This is a genomic window from Rhodanobacter sp. OR87, from assembly GCF_000473345.1.
Lineage (GTDB): Bacteria > Pseudomonadota > Gammaproteobacteria > Xanthomonadales > Rhodanobacteraceae > Rhodanobacter > Rhodanobacter denitrificans.
Genome location: NZ_AXBJ01000007.1, coordinates 100,613 through 112,847, shown reverse-complemented (window position 1 = coordinate 112,847; position 12,235 = coordinate 100,613). Strand labels below are relative to the sequence as shown.

13 protein-coding genes are annotated in these 12,235 nt (G+C 67.8%); 3 read left to right on the top strand and 10 right to left on the bottom strand.

The window, feature by feature from the left end; all coding sequences use genetic code 11:
* Positions 1-68: 68 nt before the first annotated feature.
* Positions 69-1,328 carry an RNA polymerase-binding protein DksA gene (dksA, locus tag RHOOR87_RS20615; RefSeq protein ID WP_196806976.1) on the bottom strand — a complete coding sequence of 420 codons (1,260 nt, stop codon included), beginning with the start codon at positions 1,326-1,328 and terminating at the stop codon, positions 69-71.
* Positions 1,329-1,473: 145 nt separating this feature from the next.
* On the opposite strand from dksA, the gene yidD reads away from it, so the two are divergent.
* On the top strand, positions 1,474-1,716 hold the full coding sequence (gene yidD / locus RHOOR87_RS20340) for a membrane protein insertion efficiency factor YidD (RefSeq protein ID WP_231381747.1): 243 nt from the start codon (positions 1,474-1,476) through the stop codon (positions 1,714-1,716).
* A gap of 116 nt (positions 1,717-1,832) precedes the next feature.
* Here the strand turns inward: yidD and folE2 are convergent, their stop codons facing one another.
* The 7 genes from folE2 to efp form a co-directional block, all read right to left on the bottom strand.
* Positions 1,833-2,780, bottom strand: coding sequence for a GTP cyclohydrolase FolE2 (gene folE2 / locus RHOOR87_RS0108695; protein ID WP_007510543.1), 948 nt, complete (start codon positions 2,778-2,780; stop codon positions 1,833-1,835).
* A 109-nt stretch (positions 2,781-2,889) separates the two neighbouring features.
* Entirely contained in the window at positions 2,890-3,744 is an 855-nt protein-coding gene (locus RHOOR87_RS0108690; protein WP_007510540.1) for a squalene/phytoene synthase family protein, read from the bottom strand.
* Positions 3,741-4,421, bottom strand: a complete 681-nt coding sequence (gph, locus tag RHOOR87_RS0108685; protein ID WP_007510538.1) for a phosphoglycolate phosphatase — start codon at positions 4,419-4,421, stop codon at positions 3,741-3,743. Before gph ends, RHOOR87_RS0108690 begins: the two co-directional genes overlap by 4 nt.
* Positions 4,418-5,122 (bottom strand): bifunctional 2-polyprenyl-6-hydroxyphenol methylase/3-demethylubiquinol 3-O-methyltransferase UbiG, encoded by a 705-nt coding sequence (ubiG, locus tag RHOOR87_RS0108680; RefSeq protein WP_007510536.1) that lies wholly within the window; start codon positions 5,120-5,122, stop codon positions 4,418-4,420. The genes gph and ubiG overlap by 4 nt, the downstream gene beginning before the upstream one ends.
* Positions 5,123-5,214: 92 nt before the next feature.
* The gene (locus tag RHOOR87_RS0108675) at positions 5,215-5,469 is read right to left on the bottom strand and encodes a YciI family protein (protein WP_007510534.1); all 255 of its coding nucleotides are present in this window, start codon (positions 5,467-5,469) and stop codon (positions 5,215-5,217) included.
* Between the two features lie 14 nt (positions 5,470-5,483).
* Entirely contained in the window at positions 5,484-6,812 is a 1,329-nt protein-coding gene (locus RHOOR87_RS0108670; RefSeq protein WP_027484798.1) for a TRZ/ATZ family hydrolase, read from the bottom strand.
* Between the two features lie 218 nt (positions 6,813-7,030).
* Positions 7,031-7,597 (bottom strand): elongation factor P, encoded by a 567-nt coding sequence (efp, locus tag RHOOR87_RS0108665; protein ID WP_027484797.1) that lies wholly within the window; start codon positions 7,595-7,597, stop codon positions 7,031-7,033.
* A 117-nt stretch (positions 7,598-7,714) separates the two neighbouring features.
* Between efp and epmB the strand changes: the two genes are divergently transcribed.
* Positions 7,715-8,731 carry an EF-P beta-lysylation protein EpmB gene (gene epmB / locus RHOOR87_RS0108660; RefSeq protein ID WP_027484796.1) on the top strand — a complete coding sequence of 339 codons (1,017 nt, stop codon included), beginning with the start codon at positions 7,715-7,717 and terminating at the stop codon, positions 8,729-8,731.
* A gap of 134 nt (positions 8,732-8,865) precedes the next feature.
* On the top strand, positions 8,866-10,908 hold the full coding sequence (locus RHOOR87_RS0108655; RefSeq protein WP_027484795.1) for a GGDEF domain-containing phosphodiesterase: 2,043 nt from the start codon (positions 8,866-8,868) through the stop codon (positions 10,906-10,908).
* A 95-nt stretch (positions 10,909-11,003) separates the two neighbouring features.
* Here RHOOR87_RS0108655 and rplS read toward each other — a convergent pair whose 3' ends face one another.
* Entirely contained in the window at positions 11,004-11,396 is a 393-nt protein-coding gene (gene rplS / locus RHOOR87_RS0108650) for a 50S ribosomal protein L19 (RefSeq protein WP_007510517.1), read from the bottom strand.
* A gap of 44 nt (positions 11,397-11,440) precedes the next feature.
* Entirely contained in the window at positions 11,441-12,214 is a 774-nt protein-coding gene (trmD, locus tag RHOOR87_RS0108645; protein ID WP_007510515.1) for a tRNA (guanosine(37)-N1)-methyltransferase TrmD, read from the bottom strand.
* Between the last annotated feature and the right edge of the window lie 21 nt (positions 12,215-12,235).

Here is a 12,235-nt window from a genome sequence, read left to right as displayed (position 1 = left end):
CTCGGGGGTTTTGCTGATCTTGGATGCGGACAACGACGCCATCCCCGGCCGCAGGGACGGCGCGGTGATCAGTCGCCCATCTGTTTTTGCAGGTGCTCGCGACGCTCCTGCGCGTCCAGCGACAGCGTGGCGATCGGGCGAGCGTCGAGGCGGTCGATGCCGATTTCCTCGTCGGTCTCCTCGCAGAAGCCGTAGCTGCCTTCCTCGATCCGGCGCAGCGCCTTGTCGATCTTCGAGATCAGCTTGCGGTAGCGGTCGCGGGTACGCAGCTCCAGCGAATTCTCGGTCTCGCGGGTGGCACGCTCGGCTTCGTCGCCGACGTCGCGCACCTCCTCACGCAGGTTGTCCATGGTCTGGCGCGACTCTTCCACCAGCTGGTCGCGCCAGTCGCGCAGCTTGTTGCGGAAGTAGGCCAGATGCATCGGGTTCATGTACTCCTCGCTCGGCGAGGGGTGGTAACCCTTGGGCAACGTGATGTTGCTGGTGGACGGCAGCGCGTATCGCCCGTCTTCGCGGGTGATGCCGTTGTCGAGTTTCTTTGCAGCGGATTTATTCATTGAGGACGACGAGTTTTTCGGGCTTTTGGGGGAAGAGGCATGGCCCGCGGCGGCCGGGGCTGCACGCGGTGTCACCATGGCGGTTGCACTCGCCACCTTGCCCTTGAACAGGGTGCTGGCGGGTGCCGGGGATACGCTTTTGACAGCCGCCAGTACCGGCTTGACGACAGGTTTTGCAGCAGGTTTTGCGACGGGTTTTGCAGCCGGCCTGGTTTCCGGCTTGGCGACCTGTTTCGCCACGGTCTTGGCCGGCGGCGCCTTGCCGGCGACCACCCGCGTCGCCGGCTTCGCTGCCGTTTTCGCAGCGGCGCCATTCGCCGGCCGGATGTTCCGAGTGACCGCCTTTTTCGCGGGTGCCTTCTTCGCTACCGGTTTCGTCGCGACCGGTTTCTTCGCTACGACTTTTTTCGCCACCACCTTCTTGACCGCGGCTTTCTTCACGGCCGCCTTCTTCGCGGCTGGTTTCTTCGCGGCTGGTTTCTTCACGGCTGGTTTCTTCGCGGCGGGTTTCTTCGCGGATGACTTGGCAACGGCCTTCCCGGCCACGGGCTTGGCGAGCGTTTTCTTCGCAGCGGCCGGCCGGGTGGCGGCCTTCTTCGGCGCCGCCTTGCCGTTCGCGCCGCGAACGGTCTTCGCGGCTGCCTTGCCGGCGCTCTTCACGGTTCGCCCCTTGCTCGCCGCCGCCCTGGCCGCGCCGGCGGTCCTGGCCGCTGTCGAAGTCTTGCCCTTCTGCGCCTTGGCGGCGGTCGAACTACGCGTCGTTTTCGCCATATCCCTTCACCGTTTTTGGCCGTGGCGGCCGGGTGTTATAGCCCATGTGTCCTACACCAGCAAGCTCGCATCTGGAATACTTGTACCACTACCCGCCGCTGGCCGCTTCGGCACCGTGAACGTCCTGACCCGATTGATACTGTGGATGCTGCGTTTGTACAAGCGCTGGCTCAGTCCCCTGCTGGGTCCGCGCTGCCGCTTCCACCCCAGCTGCTCCGATTATGCACGCATTGCGGTCACCCGCTTCGGCCCATGGCGCGGCAGCCTGCTGGCTGGCTGGCGCCTGCTGCGCTGCCAGCCGCTGTGCGAGGGCGGCGAGGACCCGGTGCCCGAGCACTTCCATTTTTCCCGCTGCCGCCACCGGGGACATTCTCCCGAGGCGCACTGAGCGTTCTGGAATGCGGACTCGTCGCCACAAGGCCGCCGTCCCCACGCTGTCTCGCGTGAAGCACGGTTACCTCGGGATGGCCGCCGATGCCGGGCCGGCGCAAGCGGCAGCAATCGTCACGGCGTGGAGCCGTAGCCGCCTTCCACACCCTTGCTTGCGTAGGCCACGGCGTCATGCGGGTGCAGGCTTTCCTGGTGCTCGACGCGGATGTGGAAATCGCCCAGCGCGGCATCGGCATCGAGTGCCTTCTGGATGCGCCGGGCGGCGTCTTCGCAGAACATCAGGTTGCCGCCGTTGGCCAGCGCGAAGGCCTGCTCGTCCTCACGTTTCACTGCCGTCTGCACCGGTGTGCCGAGCGCGCGCTCGACGCGGTCGATCAGGCCGATCAGGTTGAAGCCCGCGCCGATCACCGGGCGGATGCGCAGCCGCGCCACGCTGCGCTGGGCATGCGGCGTGGCGACGATGCCCTTCTCGCTGCCGAGCCAGGCCAGCACCGCGGCATGGTCGAGCGGCTTGCCGGCATCGAAGTCGCTGGCGAACTGGTCCTGGATCAGCTGGCGCGACAACGCGGCGGAGGCCGGGCAAGTGGAGGAATAGACCACCTCGGTGCCGAACTCGAGCAGGAACTCGTCACCGGTGAGGCTGGCCTCGATGCACACCGGGTACGCGCGCCAGCCGCTGTTGGCGCTTTTCAGCGCGGGACGGCGCACCAGGTGCTCGAAACGGATGCTGAGGCAGGCGCGGTCGGACAGATCCTTGTGCGATTCGAGGAACCCGCGCAGCAGCGCATGCAGCATCGACGCATTCAACGTCTGCGTGCTCAGCGCTTGCTCGACCTGCAGGTACAGCCGCGACATGTGGATGCCGCGCTTGTCCGGCCGGTTCAGATTGACGAAGGCGCCGACCCGGGCACTGGAACGCTGCGCGTGGCCATCGCCGGCGTCGAACAACACCGGCACCTGGATGTCGGCCATGCCGACCCAGTCCAGCGCACCGGCAAGATGCGGCTGCGCGTGCACGGCGACATCGGGCAACAGGCGGGCGGTGTTTTCCTGGTTCGGCATGGCGGGGAATCCTGGCATCGGCGAGCGGTCGCCGTGAAGCAGACAATCTTGGGGCAGGCGGGCGGCCACGCAATAGTGGCGTGGCGGAAACACTGCGTCCGTGGCCGTTTTACGCCACGTAGCGGCGCCATGCACGTGCGGCCTGCCAGGCCTGCAGCGCGGTGGTCAGCGCGGTACGCGACTGGCCGGCCTGCAGCACCGCCAGCGCGTCGCCGGCGCGCGCCGCGCGTCGCGCCAGGCCACAGGCGTGACGCGATTCCAGCGCGCGAAACACGCTGAGCGACCCGGCCAGCGTGGCCGACTCCTGCCAGCTGGCCAGCAGGTCGTCCAGTTGCGCCTTGATCGCCTGCTGCCGCGCCGCGCCGTGGCTGCGCAACTGCACGCGACTCAGGCCATGCCGCGCCAGCCGCGCCATCGGCAGCGGCAGGCGGTCGCGCTCGACATCCTGCGGCAAGCGCAACAGCGCATGCAGCAAATGGTTCAGCACGGCCACCCGCGATGCCCGCGCCGGCGACGCCTCGGCGCCATACCACCAGGCGGTTTCCAGTGCGGCCAGCGCACCGTGCAGCGGCAACGCCGCCTCGACCTGCGCGGGGAAGTCGGCGGCGGTGCCCTGCTCCAGTTGCGCCATCGCGGCCAGTACCGGCGCCAGCCACAGCTCGCTGGCGATGGCATGCGCGCGCTCGTCGTCGAACAGCACCTGGCTCAGCGGATGGCGTCCGCCGCTGGCCGGCGCGCCGGCCAGCTCCTCGGCCCACCAGTTGAGCTTGGCGGTGGCCACCTGCGGCTCGCGAATGCCGTAGGCGGCGCCGAGCAGTTCCTGTTCCAGCGCGGCCAGCGCGATGTGGCCGGGGTAGCGCCGGCCGTCGACGAAGGCCAGCGCCACGCGCTGGCGCGGCTGCACCGCCAGCCACTTGTCGATGAAGCCCTGCAGCACCGCGTTCTGTTCGACCAATTCGATCATGCCGACACCGGTTGCAATTTCAGCAGTTCGGCCAGCTCGGCCGGATGGTCCAGCACGGCGTCGGCTCCCCACGTGTGCGGATCGCCGCCATCGAGGTAGCCCCAGCTCACCGCCACCGTGTACAGGCCGGCGGCCGCGCCGGCCTGCACGTCGCGGCGATCGTCGCCGACGAACAGGCTTTGCGCAGGCGCTACGCCGGCGCGTTCGCAAGCCAGCAGCACCGGCGCCGGATCGGGTTTCTTCACGGCCAGGGTGTCGCCGCACACCACCGCGTCGACGCGCCCGGCCCAGCCAATGCGCGCCACCAGCTCATCGGCGAGGAAGCCCGCCTTGTTGGTGACGATGCCCCAGCGCAGGCCGTGTGCCTCGATCCGCGCCAGCAGCTCGTCGATACCCTCGAACGCACGCGTCTGCCGCACCATAACGTCCTGGTACAACTGCAGGTAGCGTGGCACCAGCGCGACCAGCCCGTCTTCGCCGCGATCGGCGAACGCGCAGCGCAGCACCGCACGCGCACCGCGCGAAACCACCTCGCGCACCGGCGCATACGGCGGTGGCGGCACGCCCTCTTCCGCGCACTGCACCTGCAAGGCGGCGTACAGGTCGGGTGCGCTGTCCAGCAAGGTGCCGTCGAGGTCGAACAGCACGCCCTGGATGTTTCCGGGCAAGGGCTTCATGCCGGTTTGCGTGCGCTGAGCACGTAGTTGACCGCGGTGGTCGAACTCAACCGGGCCTTGCGGTTGAGCGGGTTGTAGGCCAGCCCGGAGACGTCCTCCAGCTCCAGCCCGGCGTGGCGCAGCAGGCGGCCCAGCTCGGACGGCTTGAGGAACTGCGCGTAGTGATGGGTGCCGCGCGGCAGCAGGCGCATCACGTATTCCGCACCCACGATCGCCGCGCCGAACGCGGCCGGCGTGCGGTTGAGGGTGGACATGAACAGCCGCCCGCCCGGCTTCAGCAGCGCGGCCAGGTCGTTCACCAGCGCCGCCGGGTCGGGCACATGCTCGATCAGCTCCATGCAACACACCGCGTCGAAACCTGCCGGCTCGGCCGCAGCCAACTCGGCCGAGGACTGCACGCGGTAGTCGACATCGAGCCCGGACTCATGCAGGTGCAGCTTCGCGACATCGATCACCTTCTCGCCCAGGTCGATGCCGGTGACCTTCGCACCAGCGCGCGCCAGCGCCTCGCTGAGCAGGCCGCCGCCGCAACCGACGTCGGCCACGTTCGCCCCGCGCAGGTCGACGCGGACAGCGACATAGGCGGCGCGCACCGGATTGAGGTCGTGCAGTGGGCGCGACTCGCCGTCGGGATCCCACCAGCGTGCCGCCAGGCTGTCGAAGCGGGCGATCTCGTCGGGGTTGACGTTGGCGGCGGTCATGTTCGAGTCCACGGTGAACCTGTGAGTTTATTGGAAAGTGCGGCCATGGATGGCCGCTTCCTGATTTTCGCACCCATGGAGGAGCGCAAAGATCAAACCACCTGCCACTCGTACACCGTGATGTCCCAGCCGCCGCTGACGTGGGCGGGATCGTCGTGCACGATCGCGGTCGCCTCGGCGAGGTCGGCCGCGTGCAGCAGGTAGGCGCCGCCGGACTTGTCGCTGAAGCCGCCGGACAGTTCCACCCGGCCTTCTGCACGCAAGCCCTGCAGGAACGCCAGGTGCAGCGGCACCACCGCCGGGTCGAGGTGCGGCCGGCGGATCAGCAGGACCAGGTAACGGTTCATCGAAAGACTCCGGTTCAGGCCGAGGCAATGCGTTCGCGCCAGGCGTGCGTGCGCTCCAGGATCGCGGCGGTGTCCATGCCGGTCAGTTCGCGCGCGGCCAGCTTGCGCTTGCCGGCGATCCACACGTCGCTGACCTGGTGGCGGCCGGTGGCGTAGACCAGCTGCGAGACGACGTGGAACAGCGGCTGGGTTTCCAGGTCGCTCAATCGCACGGCGGCGAAGTCGGCCTGCTTGCCGACTTCGATCGAGCCGATCTTCGCCTCCAGTCCGACCGCCCTGGCGCCGTTGAGCGTGGCCGCGCGCAGCGCGAACGCCGCATCGAACGCGGCAGCGTCGCCGGCCACCGCCTTGGCCAGCAGCGCGGCAGTGCGCATCTCGCCGAACATGTCCAGGTCGTTGTTGGAGGCACAGCCGTCGGTGCCGAGCGCCACGTTGACGCCGGCCGCGCGCAGCTTTTCGGCCGGACAGAAGCCGGAAGCGAGCTTGAGGTTGGACTCCGGGCAGTGCACCACCGACACGCCGGCGGCAGCGCAGGCGGCGATCTCGCCGTCGGTCAGCTGGGTCATGTGCACCGCGATCAGGCGGTCGTTGACCAGGCCCAGTTTCTGCAGGCGCTGGAACGGACGCAGGCCACTCTTGGCCTTCTCGTCCTCGACCTCGTGCGCGGTCTCGTGCGTATGCAGATGCACCGGGATGTCGAGCTGGTCGGACAGCACGCGGATGCGCTCGAAGCTCTCGTCCGACACCGTGTACGGCGCGTGCGGCACGAACGCGGTGCTGATCAGGCCGTCGCCGCGGAAGCTGTCGTGCACTTCGCCGGCGCGCTCGAAGTATTCGTCCTGGCTCTTCGCCCATGCGGTGGGGAACTCGATCACCGGCAGGCCGACCACCGCGCGGAAACCCAGCTTGCGGTAGGTGGCGCCGATCACGTCGGGGAAGAAATAGTTCTCGTTGGCGCAGGTGGTGCCACCGCGCAGCATTTCGGCCACCGCCAGCTCGACGCCATCGCGCACGAACTCCGGCCCCATCACCTTCGCCTCGGCCGGCCAGATGTGCTGCTGCAGCCATACCATCAGCGGCAGGTCGTCGGCCAGGCCGCGCAGCAGGGTCATCGGGTTGTGCGTGTGGCTGTTGACCAGGCCGGGGATCAGCGCGTGCTCGGCAAGCGAAACGCGCTCGCGCGGCGCGTAGGCGGCATGCGCCTCGGCGATCGGCAGCAGTGCCGCGATGCGCCCGTCCTGCACCACCACCGCATGGTTCTCCAGCACCACGGCATGCGGCTCGACCGGCACCACCCAGCGGGCTTCAATGAGGAGGTCGACGGGCTGGGGGGGCTGGTTCATCGTTCACTCACTGTGCAAGGGGTGGACACGAGAAAGGGCGGTGCACCGTGCAGCGCCCGCCCCATGTCCGTCATCCCGGACCAGGTCCGGATCCCATGTTGCTGCGGCTGCTTGTGCAAAGAGTGAGGCGCGCTGCGCACGAGTGTTTCACTGGATCCCGGCTTGCACCGGGATGACGCACCGGCAACGGCGCGGGCGAATGCCCGCGCGCCGGTTCGTCACTTGACGCGGCTGACGTATTCACCGGTGCGGGTGTCGACCTTGATCACCTCGTCCTGGCCTACGAACAGCGGCACGCGAACCACCGCGCCGGTCTCCAGCTTGGCCGGCTTGCCGCCGCCGCCGGAGGTATCGCCGCGCACGCCCGGATCGGTCTCGACGATCTTCAGCTCGACGAAGTTCGGCGGCTGCACCGCGATCGGCCGGCCGTTCCACAGCGTCACCACGCACTCCTCCTCGCCCTTCAGCCACTTCGCGGCGTCGCCGGCGGCCGCCTTGTCGGCCTGATGCTGCTCGAACGTCTCCTGCTGCATGAAGTGCCAGAACTCGCCGTCGCTGTAGAGGTACTGCATGTCGGTATCGGCCACGTCAGCGCCTTCGAACGACTCGCTCGACTTCAGCGTCTTCTCGGTGGTGCGGCCGTTGAGCAGGTTGCGGATGCGGATGCGGGTGAACGCCTGCCCCTTGCCCGGCTTGATGAACTCCGCCTCGACGATGACGTAGGGATCGCCGTCGACGATGATCTTCACCCCGTTCTTGACGTCGTTGAGACCGTAAGTGGCCATGCAGTGAGCTCCGATATGTGAATTTCAATGTTCAAGGGCCCGAAACGGGCCCTTGCGCCGCTGCCGGCAGCTAAAATAGGTGGTTTGACGGGCCGGCCGGCCCAGACAAGGCCACACATGATAACCGCAAGCCCTGCCGCACGCATTACACCGGACGCCCCGGCCGCCGACTGGCGCCAGCTGTGGCGCGAAGCCGTCACCGACGCTGGCGAACTGCTGGACCTGCTCGGACTGCAGCACCTCGCCGACCAGCTGCCGCCGGCAGACGCCGGTTTCCAGCTGCGCGTGCCGCGCGGCTTCGTCGCCCGCATGCGCCATGGCGACCCGCGCGACCCGCTGCTGCTGCAGGTGCTGCCGCAACTGGCCGAGCTGGACGAGGTGCCCGGCTTCGTCGTCGACGCAGTCGGCGACATGGCGGCGCGCGAGGCACGCGGCGTGCTGCACAAGTACGCGGGCCGCGCCCTGCTGATCGCCAGCGGCAGCTGTGCGGTGAATTGCCGCTACTGCTTCCGTCGCCACTTTCCCTACGGTGAGGAAATGGCCGCCAGCAACCACTGGCGGGAGGCACTGGAGCACTTGCGCCGCACGCCGTCGATCAACGAGCTGATCCTCTCCGGCGGCGACCCCCTGTCGCTGGCCACCGGCAAGCTGGAGGAGCTGACGCAGGAACTGGCCGACATCCCCCACGTGACCCGCCTGCGCATCCACAGCCGCCTGCCCGTGGTGCTGCCCGAGCGCATCGACGACGCCTTCATCCACTGGCTGGCGTCGCTGCCCCTGCAAAAAGTGGTGGTGCTGCACGCCAACCACGCGAACGAGCTCGACGCCAGCGTGGACGCTGCCTGTGCCAGGCTGCGCGAAGCCGGCGCCACGCTGCTGAACCAGTCGGTGCTGCTCAAGGGGGTGAACGACGGTGCCGATACCCTGGCCGACCTATCCGAGCGGCTGTTCGCCGCCGGCGTGCTGCCGTACTACCTGCACCAGCTCGACCGCGTGCAGGGCACGGCGCACTTCGAGGTCGACGACAGCCGCGCACTGGCGCTGATGGAGGCCCTGCGTGCCCGCCTGCCGGGCTACCTGGTGCCCCGGCTGGTACGCGAGGTGGGCGGCGACGCCTCCAAGCGTCCCCTGTAAACCGGGCAGCGGTGCCTGTTGCACGGTTTTCCCGCTGGCGGCTGCCGGCGGAATCCGTTACAAACAGTCATCGCGGCTGAATGCGCAGACCGCCCGGTACCGCCTGCGATGATCAACGGACAGCATCACGCCCCATGAAAAAAGATTACGTCATCAAGATCCTCTTCGTCGAAAGCTCGCTGGAAGAGGCCGAGCAGATCATCAGCCTGTTGCGCAATACCGGCATTGCCGTGCGGCCGGCCCGTGCCACCAATGTGGAACAGATGCAGGCTGCGGTGAACGAGCTGGAACCGGACGTGGTGATGTTCGACCCGGCGATCACCAGCATCAGCCTGGAGGACGCCGTCAAAGTGCTCGATGCCTACGGCCGCGACTACTCGCTGCTGGGCCTGGTCAACTCGATCGACAACCAAGTTGTGGCAGAGCTGTTCGTGCATGGCGCCCGCGGCGTCGCCTCGCGCAGCCAGCCGAAGCAGCTGATCGCGGTACTGCAGCGCGAGTTCGACTCGCTGCAGACGCGCCGCCAGGTGCGCCGCCTGGAGACCGCCCTGCGCGAATCGGAGCGGCGCTGCGACGCGCTGCTCGACTCGTCCACCGACGCGATCGCGTACGTGCACGAGGGCATGCACGTGCGCGCCAACCAGGCCTACCTGGAAACGTTCGGCTACGACAGCTTCGACGACCTGCTCGGGCTGCCGGTGCTGGACATGATCGACTCGACCCATGCCGACGAGTTCAAGGCCCTGCTGCGCGGCCACGCACGGCAGGAGAAGACGCCGTCCCAGCTCACCCTGCATGCGCGCCGCGCCGACGGCAGCCAGTTCGACGCCACGGTGGAGTTCGCGCCGGCCACGTTCGAGGGCGAACCCTGCCTGCAGATCGTGTTCCGTCGCCAGCAGGTCGACCAGGCCGTGCTGGAGCAACTGCAGCGCGACCCGGTCACCGGCCTGTTCAATCGCGCCCGCATGCTGGAATCCATCGACGACGCCGTCACCGCGGCGGCCAAGGGCAAGAAGGGCCAGTCGCTGCTGCTGATCGAGCCGGACAACTGGGCTTCGCTGGTGGGCGGCATCGGCCTGGGCAAGGCCGACGAACTGCTGGCCGGATTCGCCGACCGTATCCGCATGCTGCTCGGCGCCGACGACGTCGCCGGCATGCTCGCCGAACACACCCTGGGCGTGGTGCTCGACTCGCGCCCGGACGAGGCGATCAGGGAGTGGATCGCCAAGTTGCAGCACAGCGTCAGCAACGAGATCTTCGACGCCGGCTCGCGCTCGATCACGGTCACCGCCAGCATCGGCGGCAGCCTGCTGGGCGAGAAGAACGCGAACACCGAACTGTTGCTCAACCAGGCCAGCCAGGCCCTGCGCACCGCGCAGAGCCTCGGCGGCAGCCAGGTGGAACTGCACGACCCGGCCGCGCGCGAGAAGGCCGACGAGGAACGCGAGCGCTACTGGCTGGAACTGCTGCGCAACGCACTCACCGGCGAAGGCCTGCTGCTCTACCACCAGCAGACCATCAGCCTGCAGGACGCCGAGGGCGACTATTCGGAAATCCTGTTGCGCATGAACGGCCCGCAGGGCGAGGTGTTGCCCGGCTTCTTCATGCCGATCGCCGAAAAACACGGCCTCACCGGCGCAATCGACCGTTGGGTATTCGACCAGACCATCAAGGCGCTGCAGGATCGTGAAGGCCAGGGCCAGCAGACCACGTTCTTCGTCAAGCTCACTGCTGCCTCGCTGCAGGACGACACCCTGCTGGCGTGGCTGGGCGATCGGCTCAAGCTGGCGGGGCTGAAGCGCGGCCAGCTGGTGCTGGAGATGACCGAGAGCAAGGTGATGACCCTGCTGCGCCCGGCCCAGGAGTTCGTCAACGGCTGGAAGAAGCTGGGCGGCCGCTTCGCGCTTGAGCAGTTCGGCTCGGGCCTGAACTCGTTCCAGTTGCTCAACCACATCGACGCGGACTACCTGAAGATCGACCGCAGCTACATGGCCGACTTGCCGCAGCACCCGGAAAGCCAGAAGAAGGTCTCCGAAATCTGCCTGCAGGCCCACGAGCTGAAGCGTCAGACCATCGCCGAATGGGTCGAGGACGCCACCAGTACCTCGCTGCTGTTCGCCTGCGGCGTGGATTTCGTGCAGGGCAACTTCCTGCAGCAGCCGCAGCGCCTGGAGTAACCCCTTCCGGCAAAACCTGCCGCACGCCACCCCGCAAGCACGAAAAAACCCGCGGATCGCTCCGCGGGTTTTTCATGCAGCGATGGCGCAGCGGATTACTCGGCGGCGGCAGCCTTCGCGTTCGCCTTGGCGGCGGCGGCAGCGGCGACGTCTTCCTTGATGCGGGCGGCCTTGCCTTCCAGGCCACGCAGGTAGTACAGCTTGGCGCCGCGCACCTTGCCCCTGCGCTTCACGGTCACCGAGTCGATGGCCGGGCTGTGCGCCTGGAACACGCGCTCCACGCCGGTGCCATGCGAGATCTTGCGCACGGTGAAGGCCGAATGCAGGCCGCGGCTGCGCTTGGCGATGACGATGCCCTCGAACGCCTGCACGCGCTCGCGGTTGCCTTCCTTCACCTTGACGTTGACCACCACGGTGTCGCCGGGGCTGAATTCCGGCAGCTGGCGGGTGATCTGCTCGGATTCGAACTGTTCAATGATCTTGTTCATGGCGCACCTGTCGGTTCACTTCAGCGATATCAATGCTGCGGTCGTCATTCGGCCGCATCGTCTTGCCGCAAACGCCCGGCTTGGGCATGTTCGCGGCGGAATTCATCCAGCAAGGCCCGGGATGCCGCATCCAGTCCACGCTGTGACAACAAGTCCGGGCGGCGCAACCAGGTGCGTCCCAGCGACTGCTTCAGGCGCCAGCGGGCAATTGCCGCGTGGTCGCCGGACAGCAGCACGTCCGGCACGCTACCCAGTGCATCGTGCACCGGCCTCGCATAGTGCGGGCAATCCAGCAGGCCGTCGGCGAACGAATCCTGTTCGGCCGACTGTGCATCGTGCAACGCACCTTCCTGCAAGCGCCCCACCGCGTCGATGACCACCGCCGCGGCGAGCTCGCCGCCGGACAGCACATAATCGCCGATGGAAAGCTCCTCGTCGACCTCGTGCGCCAGCAGACGCTCGTCCACACCTTCGTAACGCCCGCAGAGCAGAGCGATGCGCGGCAACTTCGCCAGCGCCTCCACCCGGCCCTGCGTCAGCCGCACTCCCTGCGGACTGAGATAAACCAGATGCACCGGTTCCGGTGCCGCCGCGCGCATGGCCGCCAGGGTCGTGCGCAACGGCTCGATCATCATCACCATCCCGGGACCGCCGCCATACGAGCCGCTGTCCACGCTGCGGTGCTTGTCGGTGGCGTAGTCGCGCGGGTTCCAGGTTTCCACCTGCAGCAGCTCGCGTTGCTGCGCGCGTCCCACCACACCGACGGCGGCGCACTGGCGCACGAAGTCGGGAAACAGGCTGACGACATCGATGCGCATGATCCTCGACCCCCTCAGCCC